At 58.7% G+C, this 13,871-nt stretch carries 13 protein-coding genes; 7 read left to right on the top strand and 6 right to left on the bottom strand.

Annotation, left to right across the window (positions count from 1 at the left end):
• Nucleotides 1-533: 533 nt before the first annotated feature.
• The 6 genes from flaB to AB5Y94_RS18760 are packed head-to-tail and all read left to right on the top strand — an operon-like array spanning nucleotide 534 to nucleotide 6,197.
• On the top strand, nucleotides 534-1,439 hold the full coding sequence (flaB, locus tag AB5Y94_RS18785; protein WP_368206297.1) for a flagellin B: 906 nt from the start codon (nucleotides 534-536) through the stop codon (nucleotides 1,437-1,439).
• A 38-nt stretch (nucleotides 1,440-1,477) separates the two neighbouring features.
• Nucleotides 1,478-1,921, top strand: a complete 444-nt coding sequence (locus tag AB5Y94_RS18780) for a flagellar protein FlaG (protein ID WP_368206296.1) — start codon at nucleotides 1,478-1,480, stop codon at nucleotides 1,919-1,921.
• A gap of 27 nt (nucleotides 1,922-1,948) precedes the next feature.
• Nucleotides 1,949-3,358 (top strand): flagellar filament capping protein FliD, encoded by a 1,410-nt coding sequence (gene fliD / locus AB5Y94_RS18775; RefSeq protein ID WP_368206294.1) that lies wholly within the window; start codon nucleotides 1,949-1,951, stop codon nucleotides 3,356-3,358.
• A gap of 25 nt (nucleotides 3,359-3,383) precedes the next feature.
• Nucleotides 3,384-3,806 (top strand): flagellar export chaperone FliS, encoded by a 423-nt coding sequence (gene fliS / locus AB5Y94_RS18770; protein ID WP_094697281.1) that lies wholly within the window; start codon nucleotides 3,384-3,386, stop codon nucleotides 3,804-3,806.
• Nucleotides 3,803-4,102, top strand: a complete 300-nt coding sequence (locus AB5Y94_RS18765) for a hypothetical protein (protein ID WP_124250010.1) — start codon at nucleotides 3,803-3,805, stop codon at nucleotides 4,100-4,102. The genes fliS and AB5Y94_RS18765 overlap by 4 nt, the downstream gene beginning before the upstream one ends.
• Nucleotides 4,103-4,109: 7 nt before the next feature.
• A complete protein-coding gene (locus AB5Y94_RS18760) occupies nucleotides 4,110-6,197 on the top strand; it encodes a 6-hydroxymethylpterin diphosphokinase MptE-like protein (protein ID WP_368206293.1) in 2,088 nt (695 codons plus the stop codon).
• 99 nt (nucleotides 6,198-6,296) lie between these two features.
• On the opposite strand, the gene AB5Y94_RS18755 is transcribed toward AB5Y94_RS18760, so the two are convergent.
• The 5 genes from AB5Y94_RS18755 to AB5Y94_RS18735 all read right to left on the bottom strand — a co-directional run bounded on the left by AB5Y94_RS18755 (nucleotide 6,297) and on the right by AB5Y94_RS18735 (nucleotide 10,631).
• Complete coding sequence (locus tag AB5Y94_RS18755; protein ID WP_368206292.1) at nucleotides 6,297-7,106, bottom strand: cobalamin-binding protein; 810 nt, start codon at nucleotides 7,104-7,106, stop codon at nucleotides 6,297-6,299.
• On the bottom strand, nucleotides 7,099-8,049 hold the full coding sequence (locus AB5Y94_RS18750) for a cobalamin biosynthesis protein (protein ID WP_215269338.1): 951 nt from the start codon (nucleotides 8,047-8,049) through the stop codon (nucleotides 7,099-7,101). The genes AB5Y94_RS18755 and AB5Y94_RS18750 overlap by 8 nt, the downstream gene beginning before the upstream one ends.
• Nucleotides 8,046-8,738 (bottom strand): 5'-methylthioadenosine/S-adenosylhomocysteine nucleosidase, encoded by a 693-nt coding sequence (gene mtnN, locus AB5Y94_RS18745; protein ID WP_017765936.1) that lies wholly within the window; start codon nucleotides 8,736-8,738, stop codon nucleotides 8,046-8,048. The genes AB5Y94_RS18750 and mtnN overlap by 4 nt, the downstream gene beginning before the upstream one ends.
• Nucleotides 8,739-8,845: 107 nt before the next feature.
• Nucleotides 8,846-9,604 (bottom strand): substrate-binding periplasmic protein, encoded by a 759-nt coding sequence (locus tag AB5Y94_RS18740; protein ID WP_368206291.1) that lies wholly within the window; start codon nucleotides 9,602-9,604, stop codon nucleotides 8,846-8,848.
• 94 nt (nucleotides 9,605-9,698) lie between these two features.
• Nucleotides 9,699-10,631 carry a ZIP family metal transporter gene (locus tag AB5Y94_RS18735; RefSeq protein ID WP_368206290.1) on the bottom strand — a complete coding sequence of 311 codons (933 nt, stop codon included), beginning with the start codon at nucleotides 10,629-10,631 and terminating at the stop codon, nucleotides 9,699-9,701.
• A 377-nt stretch (nucleotides 10,632-11,008) separates the two neighbouring features.
• On the opposite strand from AB5Y94_RS18735, the gene AB5Y94_RS18730 reads away from it, so the two are divergent.
• Entirely contained in the window at nucleotides 11,009-12,640 is a 1,632-nt protein-coding gene (locus AB5Y94_RS18730) for a methyl-accepting chemotaxis protein (protein WP_162518734.1), read from the top strand.
• Between the two features lie 356 nt (nucleotides 12,641-12,996).
• Here the strand turns inward: AB5Y94_RS18730 and suhB are convergent, their stop codons facing one another.
• Nucleotides 12,997-13,800 (bottom strand): inositol-1-monophosphatase, encoded by an 804-nt coding sequence (gene suhB / locus AB5Y94_RS18725; protein ID WP_005299686.1) that lies wholly within the window; start codon nucleotides 13,798-13,800, stop codon nucleotides 12,997-12,999.
• Nucleotides 13,801-13,871 lie beyond the last annotated feature (71 nt).

The following is a 13,871-nucleotide window of genomic DNA, read 5'->3' as shown; positions in this document are numbered from 1 at the left end:
GAACAAAGGGGTGTTCGGTTCGCACTCTGTTCTATCGGGAGAGAATCTATTCTCTATTAGTAAAGCCAAGTGTTGTACAGCTGTTCAGTTCTGTCACGCTTGGTCATATTCTCCTGAGCGTATGCTCGTTTTAGGCCGGATCGCCCGGCCTCTTTTTATTGTGCCGTCAAATTGACGCCACTCCCCCAGATAAAAGCACAAACTGTGCCAACACTCAGAATTCATCTCTGTTACGCCGGCTTTAGGCTCTATTCCCGTTCACTGGGGATGGCTTGCCATCACCTTGCCGTTTGCCGGATAAAACTTGCCGCCACCGGCAATTATTTTCCTAAAGCTTGTCGCTGCGCAGCCGTTAAATAAAGTGAAGCAATCGAGGGGTGTTCGGAATCCAACGTTTGCACTACTGCGGGTGACCTGTCCGTTCAAACAGACACCCGCCAGAAGAATCAGGCTCGTTCAACCTGTTCTTCTAACGGTGGGACGCCGCTTTGGCGGTGCAACCCGCAGTCGCATGTTCTTCGGGAGAATATTTTATGGCCATGTACATTAACACCAACATTTCATCACTGAACGCCCAGCGTAACCTGATGAACACCAACAAGTCCCTGGATACGTCCTATACCAGACTGGCTTCCGGTCTGCGTATCAACACCGCCAAGGACGATGCTGCCGGTCTGCAGATCTCCAACCGTTTGACCTCACAAGTTAACGGGCTTGACCAAGGTAACCGCAACGCCAACGACGGTATCTCCGTCGCGCAAACGGCTGAAGGGGCCATGGATGAAGTGACCAGCATGCTGCAGCGTATGCGTACGCTGGCACAACAATCCGCCAACGGCTCCAACAACACCGATGACCGCACTGCACTGCAGCAAGAGTTTGACCAGCTGACCACCGAGATCAACCGTATATCCACCGATACCACCTTTGGGGGGCAGAAGCTGCTGGATGGTTCCTACAAGGGGTCATTCCAGGTAGGGGCTGACGCCGGTCAGACCATCACCTTCAAGATGACTTCTGCGTTCACCATCAGCGGGATTGCGGCGTCAACCAAGGGTAGTGCGACCGTTGCGACCAGCGCCACTGGCGAACCTTATACCGTGACCAAGGGCACGAGCGCCGTGACTTCTACCAGCGTCAGCAGCATCAGCACTGCTAAGGATGCACAGACTGCCATGGCCAACCTTGACTTCATGATCAAGGCAGTGGACAGCAAGCGTGCAGAATTGGGTGCGGTACAGAACCGGTTTGACTCCACCATTCGCAACCAGTCCAACGTCTCTGAAAACCTGAGCGCCGCACGTTCTCGTATCCGTGACGCAGACTTTGCGACCGAGACGGCCAACCTGACCAAGCAGAACATTCTGCAACAGGCAGCGTCCAGCATCCTGGCGCAAGCCAACCAAAGACCGCAATCTGCTCTGTCCCTGCTGGGCTAACAGAAAAGCAGTGATGAGATAGGAAAAGGAGCGACGATATGGCCAATGAAATTGGGATCCCGTCATCGGTCACTCCTTCTTCTCTTCAGTCAAGTAGCAAGAGCGGCCAATCGGCCGCTCAAGTGCTATCTGGCACGACGGAAGAGCAGCGGGTGACGGCACAACAGGATGTGAAAAAACAGCAGGATACTCTGGTTGGTGAAAAAATCGCCAAACAGGGTGTATCCAATGCCGATATTGAAAATGAGGTGCAAAACTTGCAAGAGTTCAGCAAGTTGCAAGGCTGGACTGTCAATTTCAGTGTTGAGAAGGATCTGGATCAGGTGGTCATCAAGGTGGTGGACGCCGAGACCAAGTCAATGATCCGGCAGATCCCGAGCGAGGAGCTGCTGGCCATCAGCAAGCGGATCAAGGATCTGCGTGAGGGCGATGTATCCGGCGGCGGTTCGCGGGTCGGGTTGCTGCTCGATAACGAGATCTGATACGAATAAATTAAGAGGAGAGAGAGTATGCCCACCATTACGTCTGCCGGTGCCGGCTCCGGACTCGATTTGGAGTCAGTGATTGCTGCCAGTGTCGATGCCAAGAAGGCACAACTGATGCAGCCCATCACCACCAAGAAGACCAACACTCAAATCACTCTCTCCGGTGTGGGGCAGCTGAAGTCTGCCATCGCCTCGTTCGTGACCACTCTTAAGGCCATGGCGAAGGATGATGCGTTCAACAAGCGCTCCATCAACATTACTCAGGACAAGGACAAACCCGTGCTCAAGGTGGAGAGCAAGACGGGGGCCTCCAACGGTCAATATGACATCAGCGTCGAACAATTGGCGAAGTCCAGTAAATTTGACGGCACCTTCGACTCGTCGACGACTCCCCTCATCACCCAGGACGGGAAACTGACGTTCAAGGCTGGCGACAAGACCTTCGATGTGGATGTCAAAGCGGGTGACTCGCTGCAGTCCATTCGCAAACGGATCAACAATGACGCTGACAACTTCGGTCTGAGCGTCAACATCATGAATACCTCAGATGGCAAATCCAAGCTGATGATCGACTCTGGGGTCAGCGGCAGCGGTAAGGACCTGCAGATCACCGGCAGCACCACTGAGTTGACCGACAACCTGGTGTCCAAACTGACCCAAAATCAGACTGCCCAGGATGCCCAGATCAAGGTAGATGGTAACACCCTGACCAGTGCGACCAATACCTTCGATGGCACCATAGTCGGGCTCAAACTGACCGTGCTGAGGGAGTCGGATAGCACGACCACCACCGATACCAACGGCAATCCGGTCAAGACCTACAGCTCGAACAAGGTCGATGTGACCACTGACAAGGCCGGCATCAAGGACATGGTCAAGAGCTTTGTCGACGGTTACAACGCGCTGGTGAAGAAGAGCAATGATCTTGGCAAGCGCAACTCGATCGTGGCAGGGAAAAGCCAGAATGATGGCGGTGCATTGGCAGGAGATGCGACCACGCGTGCCGTGGTCAACATGATGAACGGCCTCATCACCGAACCCTCCAAAAAATCGTCTACCTATTCAACGATTTTCCAGATGGGTATCAAGATGGACAACAAGGGGGTATTGTCCATCGACGATACCAAGTTCAGCGAGGCCATCGACAAGAACTTTGATCAGGTGGTTGCGGTGTTTGGCGGCAAGGATGGGGTCGCAGGCAAGCTGGCCAGCCAGCTGGAAACCTACTCCAAGACCGGCGGCCTGCTGGCCAAGCGGGAAGATTCGCTCAATTCCGATCTGCGCGAAGTAAGCCGCAAGGAGTCGGATGTTACCGCCCAGCTGACCAAGTATCAGGAGACCTTGCGGGCCCGTTATGGCAGCCTGGACAGCATGCTGGCCAAGATGAACAAGTCGGCCTCTTATCTGAATCTGCTCAATACCAAAACGAATTAATACGTAGTCAGGAGCCGTGCCTCTTATGTATCGGAAAAATATCAAGGCTTACACCACCCAGAATCTGCAGTCCGAGCTGGCGGTGGCGGATCCCTACCGGGTGATCCAGCTGTTGATGCAAGGTTGCCTCGAGCGTCTTGCCCAGGCCCGTGGTGCCATCGAACGTCGTGATTTCGAAGGTAAGTCCCAGTCCATCTCCAAAACCATGGCCATTATCAACGGTTTACAGGACTCGCTGGACCTCTCCTATGGCAAGGTGCCGGAAGATCTGTTTGCGCTCTACGACTACATGAAGGTGCGCATGATGGATGCCAGTCGTGATATGGACATGGCCGCCATCGACGAGGTGATGAACCTGATGCTGACAGTCAAGAGTGGCTGGGATGCGATTCCGGTCGAAGAGCGCGACAAGGCCATTGCCCAGCAAAAAGCAGGTCGTGCGGAATGAATGATGCCAAGCTGTCCGGCTTGATGAACCACGGCAGCCGTTTGCGGTTGCTGTTGGAGCAAAATGAGCTGGCGGCAGCGGAAGTGCAAATGGAGCACTATCTCGCTGCCCTGAACGAGGTCTTCGAGCATATCCCAGCTGACAGTCATCTTAATGCAGAGCAGCAGCAAGCCCTGTCTCAGTTTCAAATGATCCATGCGCTGATAACGAATGCGAGACACCTGGCAGAGGATGAATTGCGCCAATTTTCCAAGGCCGGTCGTGTGGCGGGCCTTTACAAGATGAATGCGGGTTGAGTACCGAATGGATTTTAACAAGAACATCAAAGATGCCGAGCATGAGCTCTCCCGTCTAGCCAGGCAGAAAGAGCAGGAAGCCGCCATGCTGGAGGTGCTGCCCGTTCGCCATGAACTCAATATGGCTGCCTTTGAAAAATATATGCCCGGAATACATGCATTTTTCAAAGAGTATCAGCCAGTCAGACCCTTCCGATTTTTCTGCAACGAGAACGGCGTTCCAAATGTTCTTTGGCTGGACGATGACGTCGCCCTCTATGGCGATGATCCCTTTGCCGAAGCACAGGCCCAGATTGCCGAGGTGATCGAACATAGCGTATTGCAATGTATCGACTTCGTGCCTCAGTGGCATCTGGAAGGGCAGATCCATATCGCTTACAACAATGCCATCTCCAAACTCAAGGAGAACGTGTCGCTGGAAGGCTTGCCGCTTCGCAAGGCGCTGGATGCCGACATTCCCTTGTCCTTCATGTACGGGATCGGACTGGGTTATCAGCTGGGCTACTTGTATGAGCGGTGCCGGGTTCGGAATCTGTTTGCCTTCGAGCCCGACCTCGATATGTTCTACGCCTCGCTCTATTGCTTCGATTGGCACAAGTTGCTCGAATACATGGAGCAGGAGTCGCTGAGTCTGCACCTGTTCATCGGAGTCGATGAACAGCTGCTGGTTGCCGACATGATGGAGGCGCTGCATCGCAAAGGGGCATTCTGGTCGGCGAGCTATTTCTCGTTTTGTCACTACCACTCACCCAAGCTGCATGCCTTGATCGACAAGGCAGAGGGTGAGTTGTATCTGCTCAAGACGGGCTGGGGCTTTTTCGATGACAATATTTATGCGCTGGCCCACAGTCACACCCATCTGCAGGATGGCACGCCTTTCCTGAAGCGAGAGCGGGATACCTCGCTGGTCGAGCAGGTGCCGGTATTCGTGGTCGGTAACGGACCGTCGCTGGATCAGAGCATCGAATTCATCCGGCAGCATCAACGGCAAGCCATCATCATTGCCTGCGGCACGGCCGTCAGTGCGCTGCACAAGGCGGGTATCAAACCGGACATCTACGTGGCGGTGGAGCGCACCAAGAGCTCGGCGGATTTCCTGCGCATCCTCAATGCGGATGATTTCCTCAAGGATGCGGTCTTCCTCAGCGTTGACGTGATCCACCCCGAGTGCAAGACCTTCTTCCGCAAGACGGGTCTGACCTTCAAGCCCAACGAGCCCATGTTTGCCATGCTGGTCAGCCGGTTTGGTCAGGCTTTCGAGTATGAGTCCATTGAATTCTCCAACCCCTTCGTTGGCAACACCGGCCTCAATTATGCGGCGTTGCTCGGGTTCAAACAGGTATACCTGTTCGGAATAGACAATGGCTACAAGTACGCAGACAAGCATCACTCCACTCTGAGTCTCTATTACAACGAGAAGAGAGAAGCCAAGTACAACGAGAATCTGAAAGGTACTTTCCCGGCACCGGGCAATTTGGGCGGGGAAGTGCGGATCAATCATCTGTTTGGCCTGGCAATCCATAACATGACGCGCGTGCTGACAAGCCATCCGGATATGCGCTGTCTGAATTGCAGTGATGGGGCCTACATTGAAGGCGCCATCCCTCAAGGGGTCGACGCCTTGCACATCAGCAGCCCGGAGCTGGACAAGATCGCCTTGCTTGATGAGCTGATGGCGCGCTGTTTCCAGCCGTTCGACATGACCAGCGTGGATTTTACTGCCGCGCTCAATGTGACGCTGTTTGACGATCTGCTGGAGAAGTTGCGTACCGACTGGCGGACGGTCAAATACGAACACAATGACATACTGGCCATGATGCAGCGTCACCACGACTATCTGCTCTATTTGCTGATGAGCCGTGATTGCCATCTCTACCGTGTCTTGATCGGCTCGATGAACTATTTCTACGCCAACATCATCGGCTTGATGATGACCCTGATTGACGCAGCGCCTGACAAGTTCGAAGCCAAGGTGAAAGAGGCCGAGGTGATACTCGAGCGGTTCTTCGACGATGCGAAGCCGATTTATGCCGATGCCTTCCAGCGACACGATTCCGTCTACTTCGTGGGACTGGATATCTTCAAGAAGAAGTGACGGCTATCTCTCATCACGTCTCTGCCAAATAAAAAACACCGGCCTACGCCGGTGTTTTTTTGTTGTACGAGTGATTGGCTGCGGGCTTTACAGGCGCTGTTACTGTACGCCTGCGATGGCCCGGCATATCTGCTCCACCGCATTGAGTGCTCTCGGGGTGAAACGGTGCAGCTCATCCGAGTTGATGAGTTGCAGACGCTGGTGGCGAACGGCATCCACCATGGGCCACTGTTGCCAGTGGCGCAGGGCGTCAGCGTCTTGACTCCCTGCCAGGATCAACGCCGGATTGGCCTTGATCACCTGCTCCAGGCTGACCTGGGGATAGGGCGTGGGGGCATCCGCCATCAGGTTATCCCCGCCGCACAGCTCGATGGCCTGGGCGGGCCAGGCATTGCCGCTGACGCTGGTCAGCGGTGGATACCAGAGCTGGTAGAACACCTTGATATGCTTGGGTTTGCCGTAGCGCTGGCTAAGGGCGGCCAGGCGGGCGAGATAGGCATCGGCCTCGGCATTGGCGGTTTTTTCCACCCCCAATGTTTTTCCCAAGGCCCGCATCTCGGTGGCGAGGGAGGCAAAGTCGGTCGGTTCTGAATAGAACACCGGGATCCCCAACTGCTCGATGGGGGCCAGCATGCGGGATTGGGCGGAGCGCCAGGCGACGATCAGGTCGGGTTTCTGGGCCAGCAGGGCCTCCAGATTGATGCTGCGATAGTTGGCTACCTGGGGCAGGCGTTTGACCTCGGGCGGATAATCGGAGGCATCGTCGGTAGCCACGATGCGATCGCCGGCGCCGATGGCAAACAGCAATTCGGTCAGGTGGGGGGTGAGGCTGACGATGCGTGTCGGCGTCCCGGCCAGCAGGGCTGGCGACATGCACAACAGGCAGAGCAGGGTGAGCCATCTAGCCATGCAGGTGCTCCAGCACAGTGAGCAGCAATGCCAGCGCCAGCCAGCCCCAACCGGCTTGTTGCAGGCGGTTTAGCAGACGCAGGGCCGTACCGACATCCGGCTCGGCGGCGGCGTCAAACACGGGAAAACGGATCAAGCTGCCCTGATAGTAACGGGGGCCACCGAGCTTGCAGCCCAGCGAGCCGGACAGCAGCGCCAGCAGTATTCCCATGGCGGGGTAGGGCCAGAGCATGGCTGTACGCAATCGGCTGGCCAGCTTGCGCAGCTGGGTCAGGCACAAGGGCAGCGCCAGCAACAAGATGGCAGGGGTACACAGGGCCTGGTAGAGCACGGCGGCGGCCCGGCCAAAGTGGGCAAAGGCTGGCAGTTTCGGGCTCCAGCCCTGGTTCATCAGCTGGGCGAGGCGCCACAACAGGGCCCCCTGCACCCCCGCCAGGGCGAACCCCAGCAGCGGGCCGGCCCACTGCCCGACCAGGCGCAGGGCGCAGCTTTCACTGACCGCCTTGGCAAGCCCCATCAGGGAGAGTTTACCGGTATCTCGTCTGAGCCAGGGGGCGGCCTGCAACCTGGCCACCACCAAGGTATCCTGGTCTGTCAGTGCGCGAGTGGCACGGGCCAGCTCCCGCAGCGGACGCGATTCCAGCATCAGCAGCAGAAACAGCAGATCGAACAGCGGCTCCGAGAGCGAAAGATTGCGAACCGCCCAGAGTCCGGCGGCGCACGGTAGCCAGACAATCAGCATGGCCAGCAGACCGGCCTGCAATTGCTGACCGGGGGCGCCATCGGGACGACACACCTTGTGACCCAGCCGGGTCAGCAGGGGCACGACGGCGGAGAGCCGATAGTGGGCCGGCCAGGGCACGATGGCCTCCAGCAGCGCGGCCCCGAGCAAAATGGCCGCCGGAGTGGCGGCCATCTGTTCCAGAGTGGTGAGTGTGATCACAGCTTGCCGAGCATCTTGATGATCACTTCGGCAGAGTGCTTGCCGGCCACCTCGATGAAGGCATCGAAGGATTCGACCTGTTCCTTGCCGGCGATGTCGGACATGGCTCGCACCACCAGATAGGGCACCTTGAACATGTGGCACACTTGGCCGATGGCTGCCCCTTCCATCTCGACCGCCAGCATCTGCGGGAAGTCGGCACGGGCTTTGGCGATGGCGTCCGGCTTGCACATGAACTGATCGCCGGTGCAGATGAGGCCGACCTTGGTTTGATGCTTGCCTTGTTCGGCAATGCAGGCCTGGGCGACGGCGATAAGCTGCTCGTCGCAGGGGAAGGCGGCAGGCTGCTGCGCCATCTGGCCCATCTCGTAGCCAAAGGCAGTCACATCCACATCGTGGAAGCGCATCTCGCTGGCGATCACTACGTCACCGATGTGCAGGTCCTGGGCAAAGCCGCCGGCAGAGCCGGTGTTGATGACGCAGTCGGGGGCGAATTTTTCCAGCAGCAGGCTGGTGGCGACGCTGGCGGCGACTTTACCGATGCCGGAGCGGGTCAGGATCACCTCCTTGCCTGCCAGGGTGCCCTGATAGAACTCGCAGCCGCCCAGTTGCAGGGTGGTCGGGTTGCTCATCTGGCTGCGCAGCAGGGCCACTTCCTGTTCCATGGCGCCGATAATACCTACTTTCATCACTCACCTCGTCTTGATGGCCAGTTGGCCGAATAAGTTGTTGTGGATCATAACAAAAGTTGGCGATGGCGCCGAGCATTCCGATGCTGGCGGGTGGGAAGGTCCACTCAAGGGTAGCGCTCGGCCAATCTGGCCAGCTCGCCGCGGTCCGCCAACCGTTGCAGGGTGCTGGTAAACAGGGCCAGGCGGGCAGGGGAGGTGCGCTGGTAAAACAGGATGTAGAAGGGGATGGTCTCCATGGTGGTGGGGAGGATGCGGATCTGATCGCTCAGGTGATGGCGCTGCAGATCGGCTTTGATACCGGGTGAGCGATAGTAGACGAAGCGTCCGCGCTTCATCAGCAGCTTGTCGTAGTTGGCTGCGCTGCTGCTCCCGCCGCTGTCGATGATGAGCCCCTGTATGGCCTGCAGCCGTTCGATGGCGCCACTGCCGTGATTGACGAGGATGATCCCCGCATTACCCAGCGCCCTGACGTCGTCCCAGTGACGGATCTCGACCGGGTCGTCGCTGCGCACCGCCAGGTAGTAGCGTACGGTGAAGATGGGGGGCTGCAGATAGAGGAAGTGGTTGCGGCGGACCGGGTTGTCGCCCACGCCGCAGAGGAAGTCGAGCTGGCCGAAGCGCACCCGTTTTTCCAGCCGCTTGAGGGGGATAAAGTGCTGATCCCCCTCGATGCGCAGGGCAGGCTCCTGTTGCTCCATCAATCGAAACAGCTCGACGCAGAGCCCCCCGATGCGGCCATCCGCCATCTGGGTATATTTGGGGGCGGACTCGGGCTGCGCCGCCGTGCGATAAATCTCGGTGGCGCTGACGGCCCGGTGAGTGACTGCCAGCAGACAACCCAGCACCATCACCCGGAATATCATGTCATGCTGGCCCTCGATGCGTGGGGAAATGTGACGGTGCCTGCGGATGTCGCGGCGCTAGTGCTGAAACATTACGCCATATATCAGAACCTTATCAACCAAGTGCCGTATCCAGGGTCATCATCAGCGCAAACCCGGCCATCAGGCCCAGGGTGGCGTGGGTCTGGTGGCCGTTGCGGTGCGTTTCCGGGATCACCTCGTGGGAGACCACGAACAGCATGGCGCCGGCGGCCAGCCCGAGGCCGATGGGATAGGCGATGGCCAGCCCGCTGGAGAGACCGACGCCGAGCAGGGCGCCGAGCGGTTCGAGCAGGCCGCTGCCGATGGCAACTAGCACGGCCATGCCGGGGCGAAAACCGGCAGCGCACATGGCGAGTGCCACCGCCAGCCCTTCCGGAATGTCCTGCAACGCGATGGCGGTGGTGAGCGGCAGGCCCACCGACATGTCCCCCTGCGAGAAGCTCACCCCGATGGCCATTCCCTCCGGCAGGTTGTGCAGGGCGATGGCAAACACGAACAGCCAGACCCGGGAGCAGCTCTCGTGACCGGGGCCGCAGGGGCCGGTCTTGTCGTGTTCATGGGGGGTGAATTGATCGAGCCCTAGCATCAGCAGCACCCCGAGGGTCATGCCGACTACCACCACGGCGGCGGCGAGAAAGCCGTCGCCTGTGATCCCCTCTGCCGCCTCGAGCCCCGGCAGCAGCAGGGAGAAGGCGCTGGCTGCCAGCATCATGCCGGCGGCAAAGCCCAGCATGCTGTCTTCTACCCGTTGCGGAACCGAGCGCAGAAAAAGGGCGGGCAGGGCGCCAAGTGCGGTGGCGGCAAAGCCGGCCAGGCCACCGATAAGGCCATAGCGAACGCCGGGGCTGATGTCGCCGGCGGCCAGCATCACCAGGCTTTGCAGCAGCAACAGCACGACGGCCGCCAAAGCAACGAACAGGCCGATTGCGATCACCGGGCGTGCCCGCAGCTGCTCGCGCAGCTGGGCTGACCAGGTGACAAGGGGCAGGGCTGACGCGTTATCCATGAAGATCACCTCTTTTGCTTGACGGCAGGGATGGCGCGGCGCCATCCGGGGACTCTTGCATTACAGCGAGCCGGGCCTCACTTGTCCATGCCGGGACATCGATTGCATTCATCGGCTAACTATTTGAAATGATTTGGTCGTCTTGAATAATTTGTGACGAAGATCTGGTTGTATGGAAAAACAACTTGCTTTGTTGCGGCGAAAGCTGGTGAAGGAGTAGGCAGGTTTGTGGTAAAGTGCCGCCCTCGCGAAACCCACCCTTCCCTTGGTCTTTCGCAACGTCCCATCTCCCGTCAGGAAAGCCCGGGTTACCAGTTCATACGGATGTGATCGCCACTGTGCACCTGCTTGTCAGCAGTCGAGGATCACCAGCCACCATGTTTTACAAAAATCTGTCTATCGGCAAAAAGATTGCCGTGGTCTTTGCGGTCATTGCCGCCGTCAACGTGATATTCGGTATTTTTCTCTCCAGCGAACTGCGCGGCGTGCGCGATCGCGTGTTGAATTTTACCGATTCCACCCTGCCGAGCGTACTCTCGGTCGAGAACCTGCTCTACGACGTGTCCTACGTGCGCCGCGCCCAGTTTGCCCTGCTGATGGTGGATGACGCCACCGATCTGCAGGCGCGTCGCGGCCGGATCCAGGCCAGTGTCCAGAAAGTCGAGCAGGCCTTCCGGGGCTATGAGGCCACGGTCGGTGCCGCCCATGAGCGTCAGGTGTTCAACGGCGCCAAGCAGGCGTGGCAACGCTACCTGAACTCGGTCAATCTGGTGGATCAACTGCTGGCACAGGGCCAGCTGGAGCAGGCCAAGGTGCAGCTGTTCCAGTCCAACCCCATTTATGGCGAGCTGGAGCAGGCGGTCAACGGCCTGGTGGAAGTGAACCTCGGCTTCGTCAAAGAGAACCGCGGCAGCCTGCTTGACAGCGTCAACATGGTGACCAGTTTTGCCATGGTGAGCATCGGCAGCCTGCTGCTGTTCATGGTGGCCATGACCTGGTTCCTGACCCGCCAGATCTGCCTGCCGCTGCAGGCCGTGGTGGCCCAGGCCAACGCCATCGCCGCCGGCGATCTGACCCATCAGCTGGATCGCCAGCACATCGGTCGTGACGAGCTGGGCATGCTGGCCAAGGCCTCCCTCAAGATGCAGGACAACCTGCGCGGTCTGATTGAAGAGGTTGTGGCGGCCGTGACCCAGCTGGGCGCCGCCATCGAAGAGGTGAGCGCCGTCTCCGAGCAGTCGGCACAGGGGATCCAGAGCCAGCAGCAGGAGATCTCGCTGGTTGCCACCGCCATGGCCCAGATGAAGGCCACCGTGGCCGATGTGGCAGGCAACACCGAGACGGCGTCTGAATCGGCCAGCTCCGCCAATGCCCTGGCACGCCGCGGCAATCAGGATGTGCAGAGCTCGCTGATGGCCATCACCCGGGTTGCCGAGGAGATCGAGCAGGCCGGTACCCTGGTCACCGAGCTGGAGCGCGAATCCGCCCAGATCAACGTGGTGGTGGACGTGATCCGCGGCATCGCCGATCAGACCAACCTGCTGGCGCTCAACGCCGCCATCGAGGCGGCCCGTGCCGGCGAACAGGGCCGCGGCTTTGCGGTGGTGGCCGACGAGGTGCGCACCCTGGCGGGTCGCACCCAGGCGTCCACCGGCGAGATCGTCGCCATCATCGAAACCCTGCAGGCCCGTGCCAACCAGGCCAAAGAGGTGACCGGCCAGAGCTGCGAGATGATCCGCCAGTGCGTGGAGCAGAGCGAGCAGACCAGCGACGGCATCCAGCAGATTGAAGAAGCGGTGGCCCAGATCGCCGACATGGCCATTCAGATCGCCAGCGCTTGCGGCGAACAGGATGCGGTCTCCGATGAGCTGGGTCGCAACGTGGAGCGGATCAACGAATCCTCCAACGAGGTCGCTGTTGGGGCCGATCATACCGCCCGTGCCTGCCTGGAGCTGAGCCAGCTGGCTGCCGGTCTGCGTCAGACCATAGGCCGCTTCCGCCTGGCGTAATAGCTGTACCGGCACCAGACAGGGTGCCGTGTCATGGCCTGTTGCTGCAGGCAAACAGTCAACCCGGCTTCGGCCGGGTTGACTGTTTTTGTTGGTCCATCATTTCAAGGCATGAGCACAGTGATAGGTCACGACTCTTGGCCTGCGGTTGGTATCGAGCATTGACGCCGTACAAGGCGACAGTGACGTTCAGCGAGCTCGCCAGTCGGGACAGCGCTGGCCATGAGGGGCAGAGGAGCGATGGCAATGCGCATTGGCAGGGATTTGCTTGTCAGCGTCGATGGGCTGATGGTCATGAAAAGGTCATAAAAAAACCCGGCCTGAGCCGGGTTTTGATGAGTGCGGGTAGTGCTGGCTTACTTGGCCAGGGATTCCGGCAGCTCTTCGCGGATCTTGCCCAGCATCTCTTTCAGGACGCGCGGGTTGGCCACCACGATGTTGCCGGAGTTCTCGTAGTTGTGACCACCGACGAAGTCGGTGACGATGGCGCCGGCCTCTTTAGCCAGCAGCTCACCGGCAGCGGTGTCCCAGGGCTTGAGGCCGATTTCCCAGAAACCGTCGACGCGACCGGCGGCCACATAGGCCAGATCCAGCGCGGCGGAGCCGGCACGACGGATGTCGGCACACTCGATGAACATGCTCTGGAACATCTTCAGGTACGGCTCGATGTGGTGCTTCTGCTTGAACGGGAAACCGGTGGCCAGGATGGTGCCGGCCAGCTCTTTGGCCTTGCCGACACGGATGCGGTAGCCGTTCAGCTGGGCGCCGCTGCCACGGGTGGCGGTGAACAGCTCGTCACGGATCGGGTCGTAGATCACGGCCTGTTCGGTCTTGCCCTTGACGCGCAGGGCGATGGAGACGGCAAAGTGTGGAATGCCTTTGACCAGGTTGGTCGTGCCATCCAGTGGGTCAATGATCCATTGGTAGTCCGGATTGGTACCGGCAATCTCACCAGACTCTTCAGCCACGATGCTGTGTTCCGGGTAAGATTTTTTGATGGTGTGAATGATGGCCGCTTCGGCTTCACGGTCAACGTTGGTCACGAAGTCATTGCTGCCCTTCTGGATAACCTCGATGTTCTCGGGTTGAGAAAAGGCTTTTACTACTACTTGACCGGCGTTGCGCGCAGCGCGCACGGCGATATTCAGCATCGGATGCATAGGTTCACCACTGGATGTTAAAGAACGGGGGAATAAAAGGACGCGGTATCATACCAGTCTTTTCGACAATG

It is taken from the genome of Aeromonas sp. s5, from assembly GCF_040907865.1.
Taxonomy (GTDB): Bacteria; Pseudomonadota; Gammaproteobacteria; order Enterobacterales; family Aeromonadaceae; genus Aeromonas; species Aeromonas dhakensis.
The sequence above is the reverse complement of the archived record's forward strand: the minus strand, read 5'-3'. Positions and strand labels throughout refer to the sequence as shown.